Below are 24439 nucleotides of genomic sequence, written 5' to 3'. Positions count from 1 at the left end.
CATTTCATAACTGCTGTTGTTTCTTGTCTGTGGCTTCTCTGCTCTTGTTAGCTATAAATTATAAGGTTTTTTTGAAATAGGATATATCCTCTCAAAAATATTAAGGATAAAATATATGAATTACTTAGGATATGGTGGTATTGCTCTTGGAACAATACTTGCAATAGTAATATCATTTAATGTGAATAAATCAATATTATGGGCTATTATTCATGGATTTTTTGGATGGTTTTATATTGTATATTATTTGTTATTTAGAAAATAGACTTCTTGCATAACCTCCTTCTAAAGGCGATTTGTACGTCAATCCGGTACTTGCATCCTCACGTTACTTGCGTGTACGCTGCGGTGGCAAGTGCTTCCGTCTTTCTTTCAAGTCCCTCTTTCTAAGATAGGTTATGCAAGAAGTCTAATAATAGGAATCATCTACGAGAATAAAAGCTTTCAGTTGCTTTAAAGAGTGAAGTTTGTTAATCTCTATAAAAACATATTTGAGATTATATGATAACTACATATTTAAAGGAAAATAGTTCTATAGTAAAAAATGCAGAATATATTATTAATGAATCCACATTATGGATTGATTTATTCAATATAACAGATGAAGAAAAAGTAATAGTAAAAAATACATTAAATATAGAAATACCGACTTTAAAGGACATATCGCAAATTGAGATTTCTGAGAGGTTATATGTTGAAAATGAGGCGTTATATCTAACTATTACGGAACTCGTTAATAAAGAGCAAGAATTTCCTGAAACACATTCTATAGTATTTATTTTGCATAAATGTTGTCTTATAACAGTTCGTTACGTAGAATTAATACCCTTTAATGACTGTATAAATAAATTTGCTAAGCAGCTTAATAACAAACATAATGCAGAAAATATTTTATTTATGTTACTTCGTAATATGGTAACAAGATTATCGAATGTTGTACAGTCGATTAGTATGGATATTGATGATTATGGACGTTTAATACTTGATAATAATATTAATGATTTGCGTATAGATCATACTAATGTATTAAAGAAAATAGGTCGAAAAGGTGATTTACTTTCTAAAAGTCGTGAGTGTTTATTTTCTTTAACTATGGCTATTCAATATATTTTAAAATCTCCACAAATAACTCACAATAAAGCATCTAAGGATCTATTAGATACATTGCTTCGAGACGTAGACTCAATAATTAATTTTTCACAATTTATATCTAGCGAGATTGCAAGAACCCTAGACGCAGCACTCGGTATGATTGCAATTGAACAAAATAATATTATTAAAATTTTTTCGTTGGTTACTATATTTTTTCTCCCACCCACTTTAATAGCTAGTATTTACGGCATGAATTTTACCGTAATGCCTGAGCTTAAATCACCGTATGGTTATCCTATAGCCTTATTCTTAATGCTATTATCTACAATTATTACCTATAAATATTTTAAGAAACGGAAGTGGTTGTAAGTTTTTATTGAGAATAGTTCGATAGAATTTTGCATAAAAATCAATGACCGTATTTTATAGTCAATTGATTTGGACTCACCTACATCATTACTCGTTGCTTTCCTATTAGTTATAGGTTTCGTGCCTTGCGCCTTTTATGCAAATCTCATTGAATTGACTATATTACCAACAGTTAACATTTCTTAAATTTCAATTTAATAATAATTAGGATTTAAATATGAGCGAATTAGATTTCGAAGTAGAAAAGACAAGTTTTGTAGTAAGTGTTATTGATGCTATTGAAGAGTATATAAAAGCAGAATTTTTATTTGACTATGAAAAGCAAAAAGAAAATTTTCAATATATCCAAGGTGATTTAAATAATTTGGAATTGCCTGAGATTATTAAAAATTCTGCAGTCATGCAAGAATTCTTTAGATTAAAATCAGAATTTAGGAAATATATTAAAGATAAAAATTATGAATTTTTTGCAGAAATATATAAAAAATCAAGTATATCTATAGAAGAGAAAATTGTAGCAATAGATACAAAATAGAGCGTATTAAAAACGATCAATCTGAAAATGAAGAAAAAAAGGCTTGGGAGTAGAATAAGAGTAATGAATTAGAGCGAAAAGCAATAGAAGAGGTGTATAAGAAAAAACAAGATAAGGAAAGTATAGATAGTTATAAACAATTAGGGGCAAGGGTACAAGCGGTAAGAGCTAATCATCAATAGAAAAGATGGAAGATCATTTTTTAGTGAAAGAGAAAATATTAAGTGCAGAAGAAATGAAAGCTATTATTTCAAATCATGAATTATTAAATACATTAGCTAGTTAGTTATAATGATATAGCTAGTGCAAATGCAGTAACAAAATTATTTGAAATTGCTCGTAATTATTATGAAGATGATCAGCACAAAGGCATCAATGAACTTGGAGCAATAAACGATACAAACAAAAACAACTTATCTTCTTAATGAAAATATTTAAAAATTATTGAAACAAAAGCAACTTAGTTTTAAAGATATTGATTACGTAGTTGGTCATGAGTTAGATAAGTGATGTGAGTTAATAGCAGGAAATAGTACAATCCTTACTTTTAATAATGATCAAATACATAACAGTAATGATTTTTTGATTTAGCAATATTAGATAGGTGAGAAGAAACGCTCAAAAAGTGAGCTGATGATTTTACTGTAAATGATGAGCGGATAAAATTCTATAGAACACTAACAGAAGAAAATAATAAAAAATTATTTTTTGAAATTGGAAGTTAATCAAATGGTGTTCCGATACCATAACTTATAAGGAACTATTGCAGTTGTTACCTAGTAAAAATTTTATTAGATCTCTTAAAAGATAGAAATTTATATAAATTAACAGAAAAAATGACTATTTCTAAAAATGAGTTACTTGAGATGTCAAAAGAGGCATAAGAAAATTATTTAAAAGAAATAAAGGTTGAAGATTGTTTAGATATTCATTTAGACTCTATGCATATGAATACTCTTAAACTTATTATAGCATCAAATGTGATTCTTGGTAATATCTCATTCAATTCTGATACTACCGTAATTATAGAAGCAGGAAGGTCTTTGAATATCGTTGGTACACTAAATCTAGTATCAGGCAGTACTTTAAATATATCTAGTGAGGGTACATTAGGGTCAAATATTGTTTCAAAAGGTATAATAGAAAATATAAATAATGGTCAATCAGTAATTAAGGAATCACTTCTGAAATTCTTTTAAATAATACTATTGCACTCAATTTAAATTTTATGGAAGAAAATACGGATAGTAATTCAGATACAACAATATTGGGCAATACTGATCCGGAGTTTTGTAATAGTTGAGATTATATCTTATATTTAGTAAAATAAATTAATTATTAAATGGAGATGAAAAATGAACTTAAATCAAAAAATAATAAAGCCAAAAATAGGGTTACTAGAACTAGCTAAGAGTCTTGGTAGCATATCATCAGCATGTAAAGCGATGGGCTATAGTAGAGATAGTTATTACAGATTTAAAGCACTGTATGAAACTGGTGGCGAAGAGGCATTATATGAAATTAGTCGAAGAAAGCCAATAATAGCGAATAGAGTTGATCCAGCGATAGAGAAAGCAGTAATGGATATGGCAATAGAATATCCAGCATATGGTCAGCTAAGAGTATCAAATGAGCTTAAGAAGAGCGGTATACTTGTATCGCCTGGAGGAGTGCGATCAATTTGGTTACGTAATGATTTAAACAATATCAGTAAAAGGCTTAAAGCATTAGAAGCAAAGATGGCTCAGGATGGTATTGTTCTTACTGAATCTCAATTACAAGTGCTAGAGGAGCGTCGTAATGAAAGAGAAGCTCATGGAGAAACTGAGACGCAGCATCCAGGTTATCTAGGATGTCAGGATACGTATTATGTAGGTAATTTCAAAGGTATAGGTAAGGTTTATTCTCAGGTATTTATTGATAGCTATACTAGGGTAGCTGATGCTAAACTATATACTGATAAAACAGCTTTAACTGCTGCTGATATGCTTAATGACCGCGTGTTACCATGGTACGAGACCCAAGGGATACCAATACTTCGTATTCTTACAGATCGTGGGTCAGAATATAAGGGAATATAGAGCATCATGCTTTTGAGTTGTTTCTAAGTATCGAAGGTATAGAGCATACTACAACTAAGGCATATTCTCCCCAAACAAATGGTATGTGTGAGCGTTTTAATAAAACCATGAAACAAGAATTCTTTGATACAGCTATGCGGAAAAAGATTTATACAGATCTTGATGATTTACAATTAGATCTTGATATTTGGTTAGAGCATTTCAATAATGAGCGACCACATTCAGGAAAATATTGTTATGGAAAAACTCCCATGCAAACTTTTAAGGATAGTAGAAAATTAGCTGTTGAAAAGAATAATGAAATCTTGTATCTTGAATACGTCTCTGACAGTCAAAATGTAACTGACAATCAGGTGCAAAATTTATAGTGTCTGTAAGATCAAATCTTGTCTTCTACAAATATTGTCATACTCAATTGTCATTGCGAGGAGTTGCATGGTTTCTATGTCATTCCCGCGAAAGCAGGAATCTAGTAAAACATATAAAAACTTGTTTTTATATGTTTATTTTACCAAATATACAATTTTTGTACCAATAAGATTATTTTTACTGGATCCCCGCTTTCGCGGGAATGACATCGAGAGTCACGCACTAGTTAAACGCTTTATTATCTCTTCTCTATCAATCAAAGGTAAAACGCTTGCGATTTCTGGTCCTGATTCTCTGGTGGTTAAAGCAAGGCGAAGAGGTAAAAATAACTCCTTACCTTTCCTGCCTGTTATATTTGTTATTTCTTTAGTCCAAATGCTCCAGCTATCTTTAGTGATTTCACCTTTCGGTAATAATTCTGCTGCTTGCTTTAAATATTCCTTATCTAAATTTAGATTTTCTACATTCGGAGTTTGATGGCAAATTTCCCACCAATCTTTTACATCACGTAATTTTTGCAAGTTAGGGCTTACCGATAACCAAAAATTTTCATCAATATACTCGGCATCTATTTCTTTAAGGCGTTCTTTTACTGTATCAAAATCTAAACTTATAAGTAATTTATGATTTAATCTTTCTAAATCTTCCGGCTGATAGATAGTTGGACTTTTAGAGAAACTACTTATCTCAAATTGATTTGCTAGCTTCTCCATTGATTTATAAGGCAAGATTTGTGCTGATGAACCAAGTAAACTAAAAAAGCTAGCGATTGCCATAGCTTCGATTCCGATTTCTTTTCTAAGAGTTGCGATCTCAAACCCTCCAACTCTTTTAGAAATTTTCTCATCTTTATTGATTATTAAACTTAAATGCCCAAAAGTCGGAGGAGTAGTATTTAAAGCCTCAAACATTTGCATTTGAATGGCGGTATTGCTAACGTGATCTTCACCCCTAATAATATGAGTAATATCATAATCAATATCATCAATAACTGAGCATAACATATAGGTCATACTACCGTCTGCTCTTATCACTATTGGGTCGCTTAAAGCCTTGCCGTCATATTTAACTTCGCCTTTGATCATATCATGCCAGCTAATCGGTTCATGATTTACCAAAAATCTATAATGCGGTTTTCTTCCTTGTTCTATATATTTCTTTGCTTGCTCTTCAGTTAGATTTAAGCTAGCTCGATCATAAATCGGTGGTAAACCTTTAGATAATTGAAATTTACGCTTTAATTCTAGCTCTTCAGGAGTCTCATAGCAGGCATATAATCTTTTTTTGTCTAGTAATAGATTTTTGATTGCATCATATCTACTTAAACGACTTAATTGATTAAATGTCTGATCCCAATTAATATTTAAAAATTTTAGATCTTCCTCGATAGCGTCTTTATATTCCTGTTTACTACGCTCTAAATCCGTATCGTCAAATCTTAAAATAAACTGTCCGTTATGTTTCTTTGCATATAGCCAGTTAAGCAATGCTGCTCTGATATTCCCGACATGTAACATACCGGTCGGTGACGGAGCAAATCGTGTTATAACTTTTGTCATAAATAAGTAATTTTATTAATTGTCATCCCGTGGCTTGACCACGGGATCTTGTATCACAGCCTGTGTCCTGAGACCCCGTGATCAAGTCACGGGGTGACACTAAACCATTTACGCCTGTTTCTTCTCTAATTTCGCTTTATTCTCTTCAATTAGCTTCATCGCATCATCTAAGCTTAAATTTAGAAAATCATATTTTTTTTGTACCGAAATAAATTTACCCATATATTTTATGTAAGGACCGAATTTACCGTATCCTATCATAATTTCCTCGTCGCTATCTTTATGAATACCTATTTTTAGCGGTAAGCTTAGAAGCTTTAATGCTATATCAAGTGTAATATCATTTTGGTTCAAGCTAGCAGGCACGGGGCTACGTTTCGGCTTTACTTTGCCTTCTTGTTTGCCAAGTTGAATATAAGGTCCGTAAGGTCCTTTTTTCAGATATATTTCTACTCCGTCTTTATCCGTACCTAAAACTTTATTCTCATTAGGCATAGCGGCAGGCTCGCCTTCATTCTCGTTGTTATCGTTACCGCTAACAATAGATTTTCTAAAAGTACATTCAGGGTAATTACTACATGCTAAAAACGCTCCGAACTTACCAAGCTTTAAGCTAAGCTCGCCCGTGTGACATGAAGGACAAATTTTAGATTCTTTATTCTCACCGAACAGGTGATAATCAAGGGCTTTTTGTACATAGCTAATAATCTCGGTTATGTTCTGCTCGTTTACTGATTCAATATTATGGTTAAAACCGCTCCAAAAATTATTTAAAGCAGCTTTCCATTCAAGTGTGCCGGCTGCTATTGCGTCTAATTCGTTTTCAAGTCCTGCAGTAAAATCATATTCAACGTATTTTTTGAAGAAACCGACTAAAAATACCGTTACCAAACGTCCAAGCTCTTCAGGTATAAATCGTTTTTTCTCAAGAGCAACATATTTTCGATCTTGTAAAACCGATAAAATACTAGCATAGGTCGAAGGACGACCGATTCCAAGCTCTTCAAGTTTTTTCACTAAACTTGCTTCTGAATATCTTGGAGGCGGTTCGGTAAAATGTTGATTTGGAATAACTTCTTTAGTTTTCAGCGGCTCTTGTTCTTTTAAAGGCGGCAGCATTTTATTTTCTTCTTCAGCTTCGTCGTCCATACTTTCACGATAAACCTTATAAAATCCGTCAAAGGCTATAGTCGATCCGTTTGCTTTTGCCAAATATTCTTTATTTTCCGAAGCTAAATTTGCAACTACCAAATCCATTATAACATTTTCCATTTGGCAGGCTATAGTTCTTTTCCAAATCAACTCATAAAGCTTATAATAATCCTTGTCTAGCTTTTCTTTTAAGCTATCAGGAGTATAAGTAATATTTGTGGGTCTTATTGCTTCATGAGCTTCTTGAGCATTTTTTACTTTGGATTTATAAATTCTAGGGCTAGTCGGTAAATATTTATCGCCGTAACTTTTATCGATTAACTTACGTATATCTGCTATTGCATCATTTGATAATGTAACGCCGTCGGTTCTCATATAAGTAATAAGCCCTATAGTTTCCTTACCTATATCAACACCCTCATAAAGTTTTTGTGCTATTTGCATAGTCTTTTTAGCACTAAAACCTAATTTTCTTACTGCTTCTTGTTGTAGTGATGAAGTAATAAAAGGAGGTTGTGGTTGACGTTTTTGTTGTTTTTTTTCTATCTTATCAACATGAAATTTTTGAGATTTTAATTTTTTGGTTAAATCTTTGGCGTTTTTTTCGTTAATAATTGAGAATTTTTCTAACTTCTGATCATTTACTTGAGTCAATTTAGCAGTAAATAGTTCGTTATTACTATTTTGCATTTTAAGGCTAATATCCCAATATTCTTCTGACTTAAAACGCTCTATTTCATCTTCTCGCTCACATATTAATCGCAGAGCCACGGACTGCACACGTCCTGCCGATTTACATCCCGGTAACTTACGCCATAAAAGAGGTGAAAGGGTAAAGCCGACTAAATAGTCTAAAGCTCTTCTTGCTTGTTGGGCATTTACTAAGTTAGTGTCAAGTTTCCTAGGGTTTTCAACGGCATGAATAATTGCTTTTTTAGTGATTTCGTTAAATGCTACCCTTTTGAAAAAATCATCGGATTTAACTTGATTCTTTTCTTTTATTACCTCTGCAACATGCCATGAGATAGATTCACCCTCACGATCAGGATCGGTTGCAAGATATACTGCATCAGCTTTTTTAGCATCTTTAACTATGGCATCTACATATTTACCGGTTTTATCGGAAATATCATATTTCATTGCAAAATTTTCATCAGGTAACACCGAGCCTTTTTTAGAAGGTAAATCTCTAATATGACCGAATGATGCAATGACCTTAAACTCATCACCTAAATATTTATTTATCGTTTTTGCCTTTGCCGGCGATTCTACTATTACTAATTTCATCTACTTATTATACACTAATGATATTTTATTACCGGCGTGACGCATTACTGTCCCGGCGAGTTCTAATTCTAATATTACCGTATATATGATAGGAAGCGGTAATTCTATTTCTTTTTGTAAATATTCCAAGTCTATTATGGGTACTGCCGATAATAATTCCAATATAGCAAGCAGTACGCTCCTTTTGTGACGGTTCTTTAACATATCTCGTATTTACTGTTCCTAGCTCAACAAAATCCTTAAATAATACATCATCTTTTTTCATAAATTCTTCATATTGCGGTAAATTAGCTACAATATCGTCTACTGATTCCACTAAATATGCTCCCTCTCTAATCAATTTATTTGTACCTTGACATTTTGGATCTAAAGGAAAGCCGGGAACGGCAAATATTGCCCTATTTTGTTCAAGTGCAAATTTTGCAGTTATTAATGAACCGGATTTTAAGCTTGCTTCTACTACCACTACTCCTAAGGCTAGTCCCGATATTATCCTGTTACGCTGTGGAAAATGTTTTCCAAGTGGGGTAAAGCCGATAGGTAACTCATAATATTAAACCTTCTTCTGCTAAATTTTCAAATAGTTTTTTATTTTCCGGTGGATATATATGATCAATACCGCCTGCAATAACTCCGATAGTTTGAGAAATTGCAGCTTGATGTACGCTGCTATCTATTCCTCGTGCTAACCCTGAAACGGTTATATAACCTTCTTTTACTAAATCATTTGCAATTTTATGCGCAAAGCTTCTTCCGTTTGCAGCAGCGTTTTTGTACCTACTATTGCAACGCATTTATATAGTATGATTTAATAACTCTATATTATTATAGCTTAATATTAGCAGTGGATCATAAATTTCAAGTAATAATTTTGATATTCCGGAGATTTATATGTGATGATCTTAGCATTGTCTTTTTCGAGAAGCTCTAACTCTTTTTCAGCATTGCTTTTACTGAAAAATTTAATTGGTTTTGACTTTCCGCCTCGCAATGAAAAATCCGGAACGTTATCTATGGCAGTTGCTACATCACCAAATAATTTAATTAAACTAAAGAAAGTTTTAGGACCGATATTTCACTCCTAATAAGACGTAAAATATTAATTGTTTCAATCAATATTATAAGATATTTTAGGAGCAGAAAATAATTCTTTCAACATTATTTAGGGTTATTTGATATTGCGTTAGTGCTGTATGTCATTCCTGCCTAGGCGGGAATCCAGTCAAGCATATAAAAATTTGTGTTTTTATATGTTTATTTTGTTAAATATGTAATTGTTTATCAATGTTAAGGTTATTTTTTGCTGGATTCCCGCTTTCGCGGGATATGACATCGAACCATGCAACAACACTAGACAAGCCACGGTAGGACAGTTTTCCACTTTAATAACACAGTAGTAATATATTACAGCTTCTCTGCATGTGAGCTTAAATAATGTGCTATACCTTCATGTGATGGGGTAATTGCTTCCTCACCTTTATGCCAGCCGGCAGGACAAACTTCGCCGTGCTTTTGATGATGAGTTAAAGCATCGATTACTTTTAATGTATAATTAATATCACGACCGATAGGTAAGTCGTTAACTAGCATGTGACATACTATGAAATCCTTATCAATTAAAAAAGTTCCACGCAAAGCAACACCGTCTTCATTAAGTACATTATATTTTGAAGAAATATCCTTTTTGATATCGGAAACCATTGGGAATTGTACTTGTCCAAGCCCGCCTTTATTATGCGGAGTATTTTTCCAAGCTAAATGGCTAAAATGAGAATCAACACTAACAGCTACTACCTTAGTACGTCTTTCGGTAAATTCACCAAGCTTATTGTGAAATGCTATAATTTCCGATGGACAAACAAAAGTAAAATCTAGGGGATAAAAAAATAACACTATATTATCCCCTGCAGCATAATTGCTAAGTTTAAACTTATCATCTATATTATTATTAGGCATAATAGCTTTAGCTGTAAAATCCGGAGCAGTTTTGCCGACAAATACTGACATATTCATAACCTTTTATTAATTAATAATCTGATATGATATATAAAACTAATTATTATTACAATAATAAATCGTTATAAATTGCTACTTATCTATTTTCGTTCCCGAAGAAGAAGCTTTTAATTGGTTAAATATAGTTAATGCTTCGGTTATAAAACTACTCGGTTCTGAAAGATTTGCGGGTAAAATTACGGTGTTGGTATCTTTAGCCAAATTACCGAACGCACTAATATATTGCTCGGCTATTTTAAGAGCTACTGCATCACTTCCTCCCGTTTTTTGTACGGCAGTTGCGACAATCTCAATACTATTTGCCGTAGCGGTAGCGACTAAGCCTATTGCTTCAGCTTCACCTTTTGCCCTGTTAACTTGATCTGTATAAGAAGCTTCTGAATTCAGTACGATTTGTGCTTTTTCACCTTCTGCATGGTTAATTTTTGCTTGTCTATTACCTTCCGACTCTAGAATTTGAGCTCTTTTTTGACGCTCTGCCGCTACCTGCAATTCCATAGCTTTAAGTATAGTTTGCGGAGGTTGAATATCTTTAATTTCATAACGCATACATTGTATGCCCCAATTTATAGCAGCCTGATTAATAGCTGCTACAATTGCTACGTTTAAAGTTTCGCGCTCTTCAAAAGTTCTATCTAAAGGGAGTTTACCGATTTCCGAACGCATAGTAGTTTGAGCAAGCTGTGTTATGGCATAGTAAGGATTATTAACACCATAAGATGCTGCCATTGGATCAATGATCTTAACATATAAAACACCGTCTATAGATAATGTTACGTTATCGTTTGAAATAGCTGTTTGAGCGGTAACGTCTATTGCTTCTTCTTTTAAAGTATGTTTGTATGCTACTCTTTGAATAACAGGGATGAGTAAATTTAAGCCAGGCTGCAGTACCTTATCGAATTTTCCAAGTTTTTCTACTACCCATGCTTGTTGTTGCGGTACAACTTTAACCATTTGTATTATAACTAAAATCGCTATAATACTGAAAATTAATAATGCATATTCCATAATTCAATACCTTTTTTTATTTCCACTCTATATTATTTTTAATTATAAAAAAAGGATTTAAGTTAAACGGTACTTAATTATATATTTTTTTATCATTAAAATGGGTTTTAATTACTTTGAGTAAAGAAAGAATGCTTGAATATTCTTCAAGTTGTTCATTTACATTTTTTATCTCATTTAAAGCGCTATTAAAATCTTTCTGCAATAAATACGTTTCAGCAGCTTTATTTTGTTCTAGTGTTTTAAGTAAAATACTTTGTAAAAATCTATAATAATAGTCGTCTAGTTTAGGTATATCAGACATAATAATAAATCATATAATTATTGAGTTCTTAATTTATATATAAATTTTTTAATAATTCAATAATTTTTAACTAGATTTACATATACTTAAGTCTTTATCTATTATGTCGGACTCTATATTTAAACAGTTAAGGATTGAATGAAATACATAATCATGGCTAATTTCGGTATTAGCATAATTTTTAATTGAAGATACTGATTTAGGATATTTGGCTTGAAAATCATCTGATACCCAAACTATAAGAGGTACGGTTATTTGTTCTGCAAGTAGTGGACCGCCGTGACCGTAATAACCATTTTCTCCGAGGGACTCGCCGTGATCAGATACATAATAATAAAAATGCATTTTTATCTTTAAGCAAATCTATTAAATTATATAAAAAAAATCGGTATATAAAATAGAGTTATCATAACTGTTAACTAAAGCAAGCTTATCGCAATCACTTGCATCTCCCTTAACCTTAATAGGACAGGTAGGGGTACAATACTCAAACTCTTTTGGATATCTCGCATTATAGTTCCAATGGCTGCCGGAAGTGTGAACTACTAAAAATTGTTTCTCTGAGTTTGTTAGTATTTCTTTTATAAAAGGCAATATTTTTTCATCATGATCATTTAAAGAAAATAGGGCAGAGCCGCCCGGTACTATAGTAAAATTAACGTCATTATATATATTACTGAGGTCAAAATTTGCAAAACTCCTCATTAAAGTTTGAGTCCCGATCCAGGTAGTATTAAAGCCAAGATTTGTTAAAATTGATAAAAAGCTGTTCTCTTGTCTACTATTTTCAATTTGACTTGCAGGATAACGTGAAAGTAACGACGGTACGGAAAGATAGGTAAGGTTAGAAGAAGATTTAGCTTTGAAAGAAATTAGGTTTTGAGTAGTCTTTAAGTAAGGAGTCGTATCTCTTTCATAACCGTTAATACCGAAATGATCAAATCTTGCTGATTCTCCTATAACTAAAACACCGATAATATCTTTATCTGACTTATCTATAAAGTTATATTGTTTGCTAATATCTATACATGCATAATTTTTTTCACCAAAATTTCCGGCAAAATTAAGGTAGCTATTATGTAAATACTGAATGGGAAAATAATTTTTTAGTATCTTAAATGAAGGAGTAATAATATTATATACAAAAATAAGTAAGCAAGCGGTAGATAATAGTTTTGTTACGAATGATTTAGAATTTTCGGCGGCAAAAGATTTGAGAATATAAAAACAGGTCAAAAGGCAAAAAATTATCCATATTATTAACTTAATGCTGGTTAATTCATAAACTTCGTTTAAATCCGTTGAGAAAAAACTACCTATTACTTGTTTAGTAGGATTGATTTTGAAGAAATAAATGTAATAACTAGCAATAGCGGATGTTATAAATAAAAACCCCACGCCGATTTTTAACACTAATCTATGTACGCTAAGACCGAAAAATGCTATAAAAGAAAATATATAAATATAGCAAAAATCTTTTGATAACTCTAATATCCCTCTAAAGATTGTTGCTTTATAATAATCAAATTTATAAATCAATATTGCGGTATTAAATAATAAACAATAAATAAAGGCTAAAATCGCCGATAATTTAATTAATTTCGTATCTAAATGTTTCTGAATAGTTTTTAGCATAAATAATAATTAATAAAGTAATTTTTATAACTATCATGATCATAAAAAATCTTCAAGAATTTTATCGGCTTTTAATACCAAATGCTCCGCTTATCGCTATTGATTACGGAAGCAAAAAATTAGGAATCGCATTATCTAATCAAGAACGTAGTATTGCTATGCCCTTAAATACTATAACCGAGATAAATAAAAAAATTGTTATTACTTCCTTGCTTAATATCATCGAGAAATATAAAGTTTGCGGTGTTATAATAGGTCTACCGATTGATATGAGCGGAGCAGTAACGGAGCAAACAAATATAGTGATGAAATTTGCTGAAGAGCTAGCAAAATCTATAAACTTGCCTATATATTTACAAGATGAAAGATTAACTACCAAAGCTGCAAATAATTTGCTTAAATCGTTTGGAGTGAAAAGAAAAGACCGTAATAATAACGATGATGCAGTAGCTGCTAGTATGATTCTTGAAACCGTGCTTGATTCTATAAAAAATATTTAATTAGGAAAGAATTGAGGAGTTGTTGTATGGATCGAAAAACCTACTCAATGTCATCCCCGCGAAAGCGGGGATCCAGCAAAATAACTTCAATATTGATATAGAAGTGGTATATTTGACAAAATAAACCTATAAAAACTTGTTTTTATAGGTTTTACTGGATGCCCGCCTACGCGGGAATGACATAAAACGGTCCATGCAACAAAGCCAAGAATAAATTACCTCCTATTTCACTGGGACAAATTTTACTAGCAGAATTTATGGAACCTATGGGGATTAGTCAAAGCAAACTTGCTTGTGATATTGATGTACCCGTTACTAGGATCAATAATATAATTAAGCATCATCGTTCAATTGCAGCTGATACAGCCCTTCATTTGGGTAAGTATTTTAATATTAATTCTCGTTGGGAATATGCAAGACCAATATGATTTAGAGCTTGCAGAAGATGAAGGTTGGAAAATTACAGAAGATAGAATAAGAACCTTTTCTATGGCAAGTTAATTATGTATAACTTAATATTGTTACGCACTCAAAACACTATTGTAAAGATATATTATTTATGATAGAACCGATTCGGTAAAAATAAATAAAATATACTATGAAAATATTAATTTTAGGTGTTACCGGTATGCTAGGTAATAGCATATTCAGGTTTTTAAGTAGTGATAAAAAATTTGACATTTTTGCGACAGCCCGAAATAATTCAGCTCGTTCTTACTTTTCTAAGGATTTATCCGATAAATTAATTACAAATGTAAATGTTGAGAATCATGATGCGTTAGTTGAGGTATTTAATCAAACAAAACCCGATATAGTAATAAATTGTATAGGGCTTGTAAAACAATTGGCAGATGCTAATGACCCGTTAAAAGCATTACCGATAAATAGTTTGCTGCCTCATAGGCTAGCTAATTTATGTAAACTAGCTAATTCAAGGTTAATCCATATTAGTACTGATTGTGTGTTTTCAGGAAAAAAAGGTAATTATAAGGAAAGCGATTTTTCTGACTGTTATGACCTTTACGGTCGTTCAAAATTTCTTGGTGAGGTAGATTATCCGCATGCTATCACATTGCGTACTTCCATTATAGGTCATGAGCTAGCAGGCAATAGAAGTTTAATCAATTGGTTTTTAAGTGCAGAAGATTCAGTGAAAGGGTTTGAGAAAGCTATTTATTCAGGATTCCCGACAGTAGAGCTTGCAAGAATAATAAGGGATTTTGTGTTACCTAATAAAGAGTTGCACGGGCTTTATCATGTTGCCTCAAAACCGATTAATAAGTTAGAATTGTTAAAATTAGTATCAGAAATATATAATAAAGACATCGATATTATTTCATCAGATGAGCTTGTAGTAGATCGCTCACTAGATAGCACTCGTTTTAATGCGGTGACGGGATATACGCCTCCTGAATGGCGTGAGCTTGTAAAGCGTATGTGTGAGTTTAAGTAAATTGTCATTGCGAATATAGGCTTGTACACGGAATCCAGCATAAAGTGAGATAAATCGAGCTTTTTATGTTTGTATTTTTTATAACTGGACCCTGTGGGCAAGCCACAGGATGACTACCTTAGAGTGTTTCTCGATTGACACAATGACAGAATGAATAATAACAAAATAGGTATTTATATATAATGTTTGTAGATAAAACTTTAATGATTACAGGAGGCACCGGTTCGTTTGGTAATGCGGTGCTTTCTCGTTTTCTTAAATTCGGTATTATTAACGATATTAAGGAAATTCGTATTTTCAGTAGAGATGAAAAAAAGCAAGAGGATATGCGTATTGCTTTAAATAATCCGAAACTTAAATTCTATATCGGGGACGTACGCAATTATAAAAGTATTGATGAGGCAATGCATGGTGTAGATTATGTATTCCATGCCGCTGCTTTAAAGCAGGTTCCAACTTGTGAATTTTATCCTATGGAAGCAATAAATACTAACGTCTTAGGTGCTGAAAATGTTTTAAGTGCTGCTATTAATAACAAAGTTACAAAAGTTATTGTACTGAGTACCGATAAGGCTGTATATCCAATTAATGCAATGGGATTATCTAAAGCATTAATGGAAAAGTTAGCAATAGCAAAAGCACGTATGCGTTCTCCAGGTGAGACTGTGCTGTGCGTTACTAGATACGGTAACGTTATGGCTTCTAGAGGTTCGGTCATTCCTCTTTTTATCAATCAAATAAAACAAGGTAAGGAATTAACCATCACAGAACCGTCAATGACACGTTTTTTAATGTCGCTTGTAGATTCGGTGGATTTAGTTTTATATGCGTTTGAGCATGGTCATCAGGGTGATATTTTCGTACAAAAATCTCCGGCAAGCACAATTGAAGTACTCGCAAAAGCGTTACAAGATATATTCGATAGTAAAAATGAAATACGTTTTATCGGTACACGTCACGGCGAAAAACATTACGAATCATTAGTATCATCAGAAGAAATGGCAAAAGCTGATGATTTAAGGGATTATTACCGTATTCCTATGGACGGGCGCGATCTTAATTATGCAAAATATTTTGTTGAAGGTGAAAAGAAAGTAGCACTTTTAGAGGATTACACTTCCCATAATACAAAACGTTTAAATTTAGAAGAAGTAAAAGAGTTATTACTGACTCTTGATTACGTACAAGAGGAGCTAAAAAATGCTTAAGGTAATGACGATTGTTGGTACTCGTCCTGAACTTATTAAACTATGCTGCGTGATTTCTGAGTTTGATAAATATACTCATCACATCCTAGTTCACACCGGTCAAAATTATGCATATGAATTACATCAGGTTTTTTTTGATGATATGGGAATTAGAAAACCCGATTATTTCTTAGAAGTAGCAGCAGATAATACGGCAAAATCTATCGGGCTTATTATCGAAAAAGTTGATGCAGTACTTGAGAAAGAAAAGCCCGACGCCGTTTTATTTTACGGTGATACTAATTCATGTTTATCGGCAATTGCCGCTAAACGCCGTAAAATTCCAATTTTTCATATGGAAGCGGGAAATCGTTGTTTTGATCAGCGTGTACCTGAAGAAATAAACCGTAAAATCATTGATCATATTAGTGACGTTAACATTACGTTAACCGAGCATGCAAGACGTTATTTAATTTTTGAAGGTTTACCGCCTGAGCTGATTTTTAAATCAGGTTCGCATATGCCTGAGGTCCTTGATCGCTTTATGTCTAAAATATTAAAGTCTGATATTTTAGATAAATTGTCACTTACCACAAAGCAATATTTCTTAATTAGCTCACATCGTGAGGAAAATGTTGATGTCAAAAATAATCTGAAAGAATTATTAAGTAGTTTACAAACGCTTATTAAAGAGTATAATTTTCCTGTAATCTTCTCAACACACCCAAGGACTAAAAAAAGGCTTGAGGATTTAGAGGAGTTTAAAGAACTTGGCGATAAAATAAGATTTTTGCCAGCCTTTGGGTTTACGGACTATGTTAAACTTCAGATGAATGCATTTTGTATTTTATCCGATAGCGGTACTATCACTGAAGAGGCATCTATACTTAATTTACCTGCTTTAAATATTCGAGAAGCACATGAACGTCCTGAAGGTATGGACGCCGGAACGCTTATTATGTCGGGTTTTAAGGCTGAACGGGTACTACAATCGGTGAAAGCTATTACGGAAGAACACGAGAATAATAAACGCTTGCAAGATATCGTGCCGGATTATGCAGAAGCAGGACTTGTATCAAAGAAAATATTACGTATAGTTTTAAGTTATGTGGATTATGTTAACCATACAGTATGGTTTAAAAAGTAATCCTATTCATTATTATCATATCAAAAACATGAAATTTTTTAAATTAATAAAACTTAACACTTTATTTTTAGGTGTTTTTTACTAATAACTCTTATATCTTCTTTTTGCTATTCCAAAGAAAAGTCTTATAAAAAAATAGTTTTCCTTGTTAGTACAGAGACATTCGGCGGCAAAGGCGTATACGCAATGTATAATGAGATGAAAAAAATAGGTCATGATGTCAAAATTGTAATAGTACCCCATCCTCATCCCAATATTCAAGGAGGAATAGATACCGGGTTTATTAGTAAATTTGATGCACAAGATGTGATATATCCATGCGGTAATTATGCTTCTTATTCAAATGTTAATACAAAATGTGAAATTTCTGAACTAAAAAATTATCAGCCGGATTTTATCTTTACGCAAAATCCTTACGAAAATTTTCAAGGCTGAACCTTTTACGGCTGCTAATTTGTATAAGAGCTTTAGAGGAACTAAAACAAAAATTATGTATATAGTCTATGGTCCGCATATCTTTCATCAAAAAAATATTGATGATGATAAGTTATCAAGTTGCATAGAGACGGTATTTGTTGATTCAGAAAGTACAAAGGATATCTTTATTAGTAATTATAAATTTCCTAAGGATAGAGTTATTGTTTCAGGTTATCAACCATACTATGAAGTAAGAAATTATAATATTAAAGAAAAACCAAACTCGGAAACCATTTTATGGCTTCCTAGATGGGAATTATCATTTAAAAATAGAGATTTATATGAAGGAGGTTCTACTTTCTTAAATTATCACTATTTTTTCTATAATTATGCATTACAACATCCTAATATTCATTTTATTATAAGACCGCATGTTACACTATTTACCTATGCAGTCAGTAAAAATTACTTAAGCCAAAGTGATATGGATAATATATTAAGTAGATTTAACTCTTTAAAGAATGTTACTGTTTCTGCACATGCATTCAGGTCGTTACTGGATGATATAATGGTGTCAGATATTGTAATAAGTGACGGTACTTCATCTCTTGCTGAAGTAGTAGTTGCCGATAAGCCTATAATTTACTTAAGTAATGGTTGGAATAATGAATTTAATAGCAATGCTCTATCTAAAGAATTAAAAAAATATATGTATTTTGCTTATGAGCCGCAAGATATTATTAACTATATAGAATTTATTAAGCAAAATCATTATTTACCTTATTATGAAAATAGTAGTGGCAGAAATCAATTTAAAAAGATGCTTGATCCTGTAGAAAACCCTGCTGCATTTATCGCCGAATATTTATTAAAATTATAATAGTTTAAATAATTTATGTTAGAAGAAATTTATAATGATGGAGAAAGATTAATTCTTGGGGAAACTTATGATGTTTTAGAGGTAATGCGTCATAAAAGTAGCTATAAGATTTTTAAAAAAATTATAGAAGCCGATATACTTAATAGCCCATTAATGCTAAATCAAAAAATAAAAATTTTAGATATAGGTTGTGGAACGGGACACGGAACTTTCATGCTTAGCGATATATTAGGAGTAGAAATTACAGCAATAGATATCAGTAAAGAATCTATAATTTATGCTGAACAAAATTGTGGAGCATCTAATATACAATATATTAAATCTGATTTAGTTAGTTTTATTAAAAAGGCAGAAGAATATGATTATATTGTATCACGACATGCACTTGAGCATATTGAAGATGGGTTAAATCTAGCACTTAATCTTAAATATAAAAAACGATTAATAGTAAATGTACCTTTTAATGAACCGGAAGGGAATATACATCATTTAGTTAATTGAATTACTGAAAAAGACTTTGAATCATATCCGAACAAAGAATTTTTCTATGAAGGAGTAGATGGTGTAACTAACGACACGCATTCTGAAAAAATCCTCCTAATTCTATAATCTGTATATCTAGTAACTCAGATTTAAAGCCTATAAAACAATTATTTAACTATCCAATCTCAGCTTGGACTCTAGAATTTTTAGAAAAGCTAGGTTTGCAATCCCAAGATATATTAAAACAATTGCTGCAAACTAGAGATGCATTTAAAAATAGCGAAGAGAAACACTAAATTAAAATAATACTGTAACAGAGCTAAATAATGCTTTAGAAGAAATAAAAATTTAAAAATAAACTAATTATTAGTGAAGAAGAAAAATCTATTTTTCTAAAGCTCTATAGAAAATTTAAACAATAAAACTAACATTTTATAAATTATTTTTAAAAGTTATGACAACTAGAAAAGATAAACCTCTAAATATTTATCATACTTTAGTTTCCATTATTATACCTGTCTATAATGGGGCTAATTATATGAAAGAAGCTATAAATAGTGCTTTAGCACAAACTTACAACAATATTGAAATTATTGTTGTTAATGATGGTTCAAAAGATAATGGAGAGACAGAACGTGTAGCATTATCATATGGTGATAAAATACGCTATTTTCATAAAGGAAACGGAGGTTGCGGTTCGGCCTTAAATTACGGTATAAAAAACATGCAAGGGGAATATTTTTCGTGGCTTAGCCATGATGATATATATTATCCTAATAAAATCAAGCATCAAGTTGACATATTAAATAAATTAGATAATAAAGATACTATCATTTACGGTGGTTATGAATTAATCGATGAAAAAGGCAACTCTCTACGTTATATTAAACCGGATAGTGTGCTACCTATAAATAAACTTAATATTTCTTTATTACCTTTATTACGAGGATTAATACATGGTTGTTCGTTATTGATTCCTGCTAAATATTTTCATGAAGTCGGTATATTTAATGAGGCTTTACCGACAACGCAAGATTATGATTTATGGTTTAAAATTTTCCGTGTTGCCCCTATTCATTTTGACGAATCTATCCTAATTAAATCTCGTTTTCATTCAGAGCAAGGTAGTAAAAAAATATCAAATCATAACGAAGAATGTAATGTATTATGGTCATCGTTTCTTCACGAGTTAACAGAAGAAGAAATGATCAAAATGGAAGGTTCTCCTTATTTATTTTTAACTCGTACAGCTACTTTTTTATCCAATAATACTCCGTATAAAAAAGCCTGTGATTTAGCAAATACTATGGCTAAACAAGTACTAAATGATACTAAAATTAGTGTTATTATACCGGTATATAATAGAATAAATTGGGCAATTGAAGCTATAGAAAGTGTACTTATTCAAACACACAAAAATTTTGAGATACTTATAATAGATGATGGGTCGACTGATGATATATCAGAATTAACTGCAATATGCAAAAAAGATAAAAGAATAAAATATTTTCATAAACAAAATGAAGGACCTGCTGCTGCACGTAACTTAGGTATTAAAAATGCTATAGGAAAATATATTGCTTTCCTTGATTCGGACGATTTATTTTATAAGGATAAAATAGAAATCCAATTAAAGTTTATGGAAGAAAATAATTTTATATTTTCTCATACTTCATATCAAAAAATAAATGAAAAAGGAAAATATATCGAATCTGTTCATTCCGGGCTTTTTAGTGGCAATGTTTTTCCTCAAGTCATACAAACTTGTCCAATAGCAATGCCGACAGTTATGGGAACTTTGACATTATTTCAAGAAAATTTATTTCCTGAAAATATAAGAAGCGGTGAAGATTGTTGTTTATGGATATCTATTGCTAGTAAAAACTCAATAGGCGGTATAGACAAAGAATTGTCTAAAGTACGAATTAGCGGTGGTACTAATACGTTTATGGACCCAAATAAATATTCAGTAGGTTTAATAAATATTACTTCTTATGTTCTTAATGATTCTTATTTAAGTAAATTTAGTCCGTTTACTATTAATTTGTTATTAGCAGCTGTTACACAATTAAGATTACTAGAAAATAAAAATGAAGACTATAAAAAAAGTAATATTTCTTTTTTCAAAAATAACTATGTAATTCAAAAAATACGAACCTATTGCTTTGTGACAAAAATTTTGATTTTATTAACTATTACTTCTATAAGGCAAGAAGGAATACGTGCAACAATCTCTAGAATACAGAGATGGCTTAAAAAGCATATATAAATAACTATTCCTCAAGTATCTTAACTTTTGAGCCATCACCAATTTTAGTCATACCTTCGGTAACGACTAAGTCACCTGCTTTAATATCGTCAGAGATAATTTCAATTAGACCTTCTGTACGTGTAACGATTTTTACATATAATTGTTTTATCGTATAACCGTCTATTTTATAAATAAAATTACCTTGATTATGTCGTTGAATACAACTTTCAGGAACGGTTAGGTTTTTATGAGGGTTAATTATAAGCGTAACATCTACAAAGCTATTATGCAGGATTTTTGTACCCATAGGTAAAATTTAGCTGTTAAAGTACCATTATCTGATAAGTAATGCGATACTGCCCCGATTGTACTTTTAATTTTTCCTGCAATTAAAACTTCAGTATCGACGCCAACTTTTCCGCTTAAAGACTCCGGCAATTCAATAAAAATACTTTGTGAGTTTTCTGTTCCGGTAATGCTAAAAAGATAGTCACCTATTTTTACTTCATCGCCAACCATAGACTTAATTACGCCTATTTTACCAGAGTAGGGTGCGGTAATTATCATATCATTATATGTTTTTAGAGCTTTGGAATAATTAAATTTTGCATCTTCAAGTTCGCTTTTTGACCTTTTATATTCCTCGTTGCTTACAAATTTTTTAGCGAATAAAGCTTCTTTTCTATTATAATCTTCTTGTTTTGTATTTAATAACGCTGCTGCTCTAGATTTAGTGGTTTCTGCTATGTTTTTATCTATAACTAGCAATATATCCCTTTTTTTTTACTATTTCTCCTTGATGTGCTGAGACTTGTTCAACTACTCCGGTGGCATTGGCATAATAATCACGACTATTATCATTCTGGCATTGCCCTACAATATTAAATATGTCGTAAAGCTCAGCGCAATTTGTACTTTAGTTGCTTTTACTGCTGTAATTGTTTCTTCTTCCTTTTTACTTGCCATAGTAGAAAGCGAGATAAGTAAGGTAAAAAGAACAATAAGTTTTGCAGACATCATATATTATACTCTAAGGTGCATAGGTGTCATCTAGTAGTTTGTCCACGGCATCTAGGAAAAGCAACTAAAAGTGCATGTTATTGTGACATTTTTAGCTGGATACTGTGGACAAGCTACTAGATGACAAAGTATACTTTTTCAGTTCCTCATCCGTTAACCATTTATATTCTTTTTCTAGAATTTCAAATCTAATTTTTTCTAATTGTGCATCAAGAACAGGTTCAGGAACGATAGCAGAACCGGTAAACTCAAATCCTTGATAGTTAATTTTTAGTTTCTTACAAATTTCTTGTAATGATAATAAATTTTCTTCCATATCATCGATAAATATTATTGATTGTGGATAATAACTTGTTTTTCGTAATACATACTCAAGCATGCTTCCTTTATCATATTCCGCAGTGTAAATTATTCCGTCTTTTAATGTAGGTTTACCGTAACCGGCATTAAAATCTTCTATTATTATCTCATCTTCTAAAGGTGAAAATTCTTGAAAATTTACCTTTAATGCAGTGAGTTCACGAATTCTCCATTCGATCATATCTTCAATTACGCCGAATTTACCGGTAGGAAGTTTAGTAAGACCCATTGCCGGTACATTTTTTTCTGTAAGTAGAGCAAATATCGTTAAGATATCTGGGTTAACAAATCTAGCTTTCCTATCTTTAAGAACAATACTAAGTAATAATTCACATTCTTTTCTAGTAAGTCTTTTTTCAATGTTCTTCATTAATTCTTTTCTATAATCATGTGTTAACCTAGATTCATCACTATCCATTACAATTACTTCATCTACATCAAAAAGCACCAAGCTAGTATTATCGGCTTGTTTTACCGCTTCTATAACTTCTTTAAAATCATGAACTTTATTTATGTTGCTATACATATTTATTGTTTATTTAATATTACTTAAGAGTCTAATTACTTCTTCTAAGGAATTTGTCATGACCTTTAAATCTTCTTCTCTAGATAAATTATGGTGACCGTCTTTAATTAGCTTCATTACTATTTGTTTGCTCGTTATTTTTTCTAATAATTTTACTGAAACATTATAAGGCACGTCTTCATCTAACATCCCATGAATGAGATGTACCGGTATATTTATATCAATCTGTTTCTTTGTCAATAATAAATGTTTTTTTGCATCTTCTATCAGTTTATAGCTTATATGATATTTATGCTCACAATTTTTACCGCTTACTTCTAGTATTCCCTCTTTTTGCATCTTATTTTGATCATTTAGAGATATATTTTGCCAAATATTTTCAGTACAATCTGGAGCAGGGGCTACACACACAAGTCCCTTTATTTTATCAGGAAATCTTAAAGCCGCAAGAAGTGCTAGCCATCCTCCTATGCTCGAACCTACTAATATCGCCTCCGTATTAATTAATTTATCTAAAATTAGTGATACTCCTTCTAACCAATCACTAATTGTTTGATCCTTAAATTGTCCTGATGCGTTTCCATGGCCGAAATTATCAAAAACAATAAAATTATAATTGTTTTTTTTACAATAATCTATTAAATAGATAGCCTTAGTTGATTGCATACTAGACATCAAGCCGTGTAAAAAAATTACAGATGGAATATTTGTATTAATTATTCTATAATTATCGTAGACAATAAATTTGTCTTGTGTTTTATTATAAAGTTTGTGCATTTTAAAGAATTATTTTAATAGATTGAGA

General features: G+C 31.5%; 22 protein-coding genes and 5 pseudogenes. 14 read left to right on the top strand and 13 right to left on the bottom strand.

What is annotated here, in order from left to right:
- Positions 1 to 115: 115 nt before the first annotated feature.
- The 5 genes and pseudogenes from RPR_RS08725 to RPR_RS07075 all read left to right on the top strand — a co-directional run bounded on the left by RPR_RS08725 (position 116) and on the right by RPR_RS07075 (position 4445).
- Entirely contained in the window at positions 116 to 265 is a 150-nt protein-coding gene (locus RPR_RS08725) for a hypothetical protein (RefSeq protein WP_014273665.1), read from the top strand.
- Positions 266 to 501: 236 nt separating this feature from the next.
- Positions 502 to 1461, top strand: coding sequence for a magnesium transporter CorA family protein (locus RPR_RS07095; protein ID WP_012737030.1), 960 nt, complete (start codon positions 502 to 504; stop codon positions 1459 to 1461).
- 217 nt (positions 1462 to 1678) lie between these two features.
- Positions 1679 to 1996, top strand: coding sequence for a hypothetical protein (locus tag RPR_RS07085; RefSeq protein WP_085065768.1), 318 nt, complete (start codon positions 1679 to 1681; stop codon positions 1994 to 1996).
- Between the two features lie 941 nt (positions 1997 to 2937).
- Positions 2938 to 3195: a hypothetical protein gene (locus tag RPR_RS07080; RefSeq protein WP_012737084.1), complete on the top strand. Its 258-nt coding sequence runs from the start codon at positions 2938 to 2940 to the stop codon at positions 3193 to 3195.
- A gap of 156 nt (positions 3196 to 3351) precedes the next feature.
- Positions 3352 to 4445 (top strand): annotated as a pseudogene (locus tag RPR_RS07075) (IS481-like element ISRpe1 family transposase).
- A gap of 216 nt (positions 4446 to 4661) precedes the next feature.
- On the opposite strand, the gene gltX reads toward RPR_RS07075, so the two are convergent.
- The 10 genes and pseudogenes from gltX to RPR_RS07030 form a co-directional block, all read right to left on the bottom strand.
- On the bottom strand, positions 4662 to 6005 hold the full coding sequence (gene gltX / locus RPR_RS07070; RefSeq protein WP_012737029.1) for a glutamate--tRNA ligase: 1344 nt from the start codon (positions 6003 to 6005) through the stop codon (positions 4662 to 4664).
- Between the two features lie 108 nt (positions 6006 to 6113).
- The gene (gene topA / locus RPR_RS07065; protein WP_012737028.1) at positions 6114 to 8444 is read right to left on the bottom strand and encodes a type I DNA topoisomerase; all 2331 of its coding nucleotides are present in this window, start codon (positions 8442 to 8444) and stop codon (positions 6114 to 6116) included.
- On the bottom strand, positions 8445 to 8648 hold the full coding sequence (locus RPR_RS09320; RefSeq protein WP_228368844.1) for a hypothetical protein: 204 nt from the start codon (positions 8646 to 8648) through the stop codon (positions 8445 to 8447). It abuts the gene before it with no gap.
- Positions 8649 to 8814: 166 nt separating this feature from the next.
- Positions 8815 to 8934, bottom strand: a pseudogene (locus RPR_RS09575) (DNA-processing protein DprA); the annotation flags it as partial.
- A 55-nt stretch (positions 8935 to 8989) separates the two neighbouring features.
- Entirely contained in the window at positions 8990 to 9238 is a 249-nt protein-coding gene (locus RPR_RS09570) for a DNA-processing protein DprA (RefSeq protein WP_032850158.1), read from the bottom strand.
- Between the two features lie 44 nt (positions 9239 to 9282).
- On the bottom strand, positions 9283 to 9459 hold the full coding sequence (locus RPR_RS09820) for a hypothetical protein (RefSeq protein WP_343230987.1): 177 nt from the start codon (positions 9457 to 9459) through the stop codon (positions 9283 to 9285).
- Between the two features lie 389 nt (positions 9460 to 9848).
- Entirely contained in the window at positions 9849 to 10451 is a 603-nt protein-coding gene (locus RPR_RS07045) for a peroxiredoxin (protein WP_012737027.1), read from the bottom strand.
- 81 nt (positions 10452 to 10532) lie between these two features.
- Positions 10533 to 11471, bottom strand: coding sequence for an SPFH domain-containing protein (locus RPR_RS07040; RefSeq protein ID WP_004996064.1), 939 nt, complete (start codon positions 11469 to 11471; stop codon positions 10533 to 10535).
- A 73-nt stretch (positions 11472 to 11544) separates the two neighbouring features.
- Positions 11545 to 11775 (bottom strand): hypothetical protein, encoded by a 231-nt coding sequence (locus RPR_RS07035; RefSeq protein WP_085065766.1) that lies wholly within the window; start codon positions 11773 to 11775, stop codon positions 11545 to 11547.
- 66 nt (positions 11776 to 11841) lie between these two features.
- Positions 11842 to 13410, bottom strand: a pseudogene (locus RPR_RS07030) (phosphoethanolamine transferase).
- Positions 13411 to 13445: 35 nt separating this feature from the next.
- Between RPR_RS07030 and ruvX the strand changes: the two are divergent.
- The 9 genes and pseudogenes from ruvX to RPR_RS06985 all read left to right on the top strand — a co-directional run bounded on the left by ruvX (position 13446) and on the right by RPR_RS06985 (position 21746).
- Positions 13446 to 13910: a Holliday junction resolvase RuvX gene (ruvX, locus tag RPR_RS07025; RefSeq protein ID WP_004996057.1), complete on the top strand. Its 465-nt coding sequence runs from the start codon at positions 13446 to 13448 to the stop codon at positions 13908 to 13910.
- A 266-nt stretch (positions 13911 to 14176) separates the two neighbouring features.
- Positions 14177 to 14338: a transcriptional regulator gene (locus RPR_RS07020; RefSeq protein WP_266105313.1), complete on the top strand. Its 162-nt coding sequence runs from the start codon at positions 14177 to 14179 to the stop codon at positions 14336 to 14338.
- Entirely contained in the window at positions 14322 to 14411 is a 90-nt protein-coding gene (locus tag RPR_RS08715; protein WP_012150658.1) for a hypothetical protein, read from the top strand. The genes RPR_RS07020 and RPR_RS08715 overlap by 17 nt, the downstream gene beginning before the upstream one ends.
- Before the next feature lie 97 nt (positions 14412 to 14508).
- A complete protein-coding gene (locus RPR_RS07015) occupies positions 14509 to 15363 on the top strand; it encodes a dTDP-4-dehydrorhamnose reductase family protein (RefSeq protein ID WP_012737025.1) in 855 nt (284 codons plus the stop codon).
- Between the two features lie 182 nt (positions 15364 to 15545).
- The gene (gene capD / locus RPR_RS07005) at positions 15546 to 16571 is read left to right on the top strand and encodes a UDP-glucose 4-epimerase (RefSeq protein WP_012737024.1); all 1026 of its coding nucleotides are present in this window, start codon (positions 15546 to 15548) and stop codon (positions 16569 to 16571) included.
- Positions 16564 to 17697, top strand: a complete 1134-nt coding sequence (wecB, locus tag RPR_RS07000; RefSeq protein ID WP_012737023.1) for a non-hydrolyzing UDP-N-acetylglucosamine 2-epimerase — start codon at positions 16564 to 16566, stop codon at positions 17695 to 17697. Before capD ends, wecB begins: the two co-directional genes overlap by 8 nt.
- A pseudogene (locus RPR_RS06995) lies at positions 17657 to 18994 on the top strand (hypothetical protein). Before wecB ends, RPR_RS06995 begins: the two are co-directional and overlap by 41 nt.
- 15 nt (positions 18995 to 19009) lie before the next feature.
- The gene (locus tag RPR_RS06990) at positions 19010 to 19495 is read left to right on the top strand and encodes a class I SAM-dependent methyltransferase (RefSeq protein WP_012737022.1); all 486 of its coding nucleotides are present in this window, start codon (positions 19010 to 19012) and stop codon (positions 19493 to 19495) included.
- A 436-nt stretch (positions 19496 to 19931) separates the two neighbouring features.
- Positions 19932 to 21746 (top strand): glycosyltransferase family 2 protein, encoded by a 1815-nt coding sequence (locus tag RPR_RS06985; protein WP_012737021.1) that lies wholly within the window; start codon positions 19932 to 19934, stop codon positions 21744 to 21746.
- 4 nt (positions 21747 to 21750) lie between these two features.
- Here the strand turns inward: RPR_RS06985 and RPR_RS06980 are convergent.
- From RPR_RS06980 to RPR_RS06970, 3 genes and pseudogenes are all read right to left on the bottom strand, one after another.
- Positions 21751 to 22748 (bottom strand): annotated as a pseudogene (locus RPR_RS06980) (efflux RND transporter periplasmic adaptor subunit).
- A 91-nt stretch (positions 22749 to 22839) separates the two neighbouring features.
- Positions 22840 to 23634 carry a DUF2608 domain-containing protein gene (locus RPR_RS06975; protein ID WP_012737020.1) on the bottom strand — a complete coding sequence of 265 codons (795 nt, stop codon included), beginning with the start codon at positions 23632 to 23634 and terminating at the stop codon, positions 22840 to 22842.
- A gap of 9 nt (positions 23635 to 23643) precedes the next feature.
- A complete protein-coding gene (locus RPR_RS06970) occupies positions 23644 to 24411 on the bottom strand; it encodes an alpha/beta hydrolase (RefSeq protein WP_012737019.1) in 768 nt (255 codons plus the stop codon).
- Positions 24412 to 24439: the final 28 nt, after the last annotated feature.

The sequence above is a fragment of the Rickettsia peacockii str. Rustic genome, assembly GCF_000021525.1.
Classification (GTDB): domain Bacteria; phylum Pseudomonadota; class Alphaproteobacteria; order Rickettsiales; family Rickettsiaceae; genus Rickettsia; species Rickettsia rickettsii.
The sequence above is the reverse complement of the archived record's forward strand: the minus strand, read 5'-3'. Positions and strand labels throughout refer to the sequence as shown.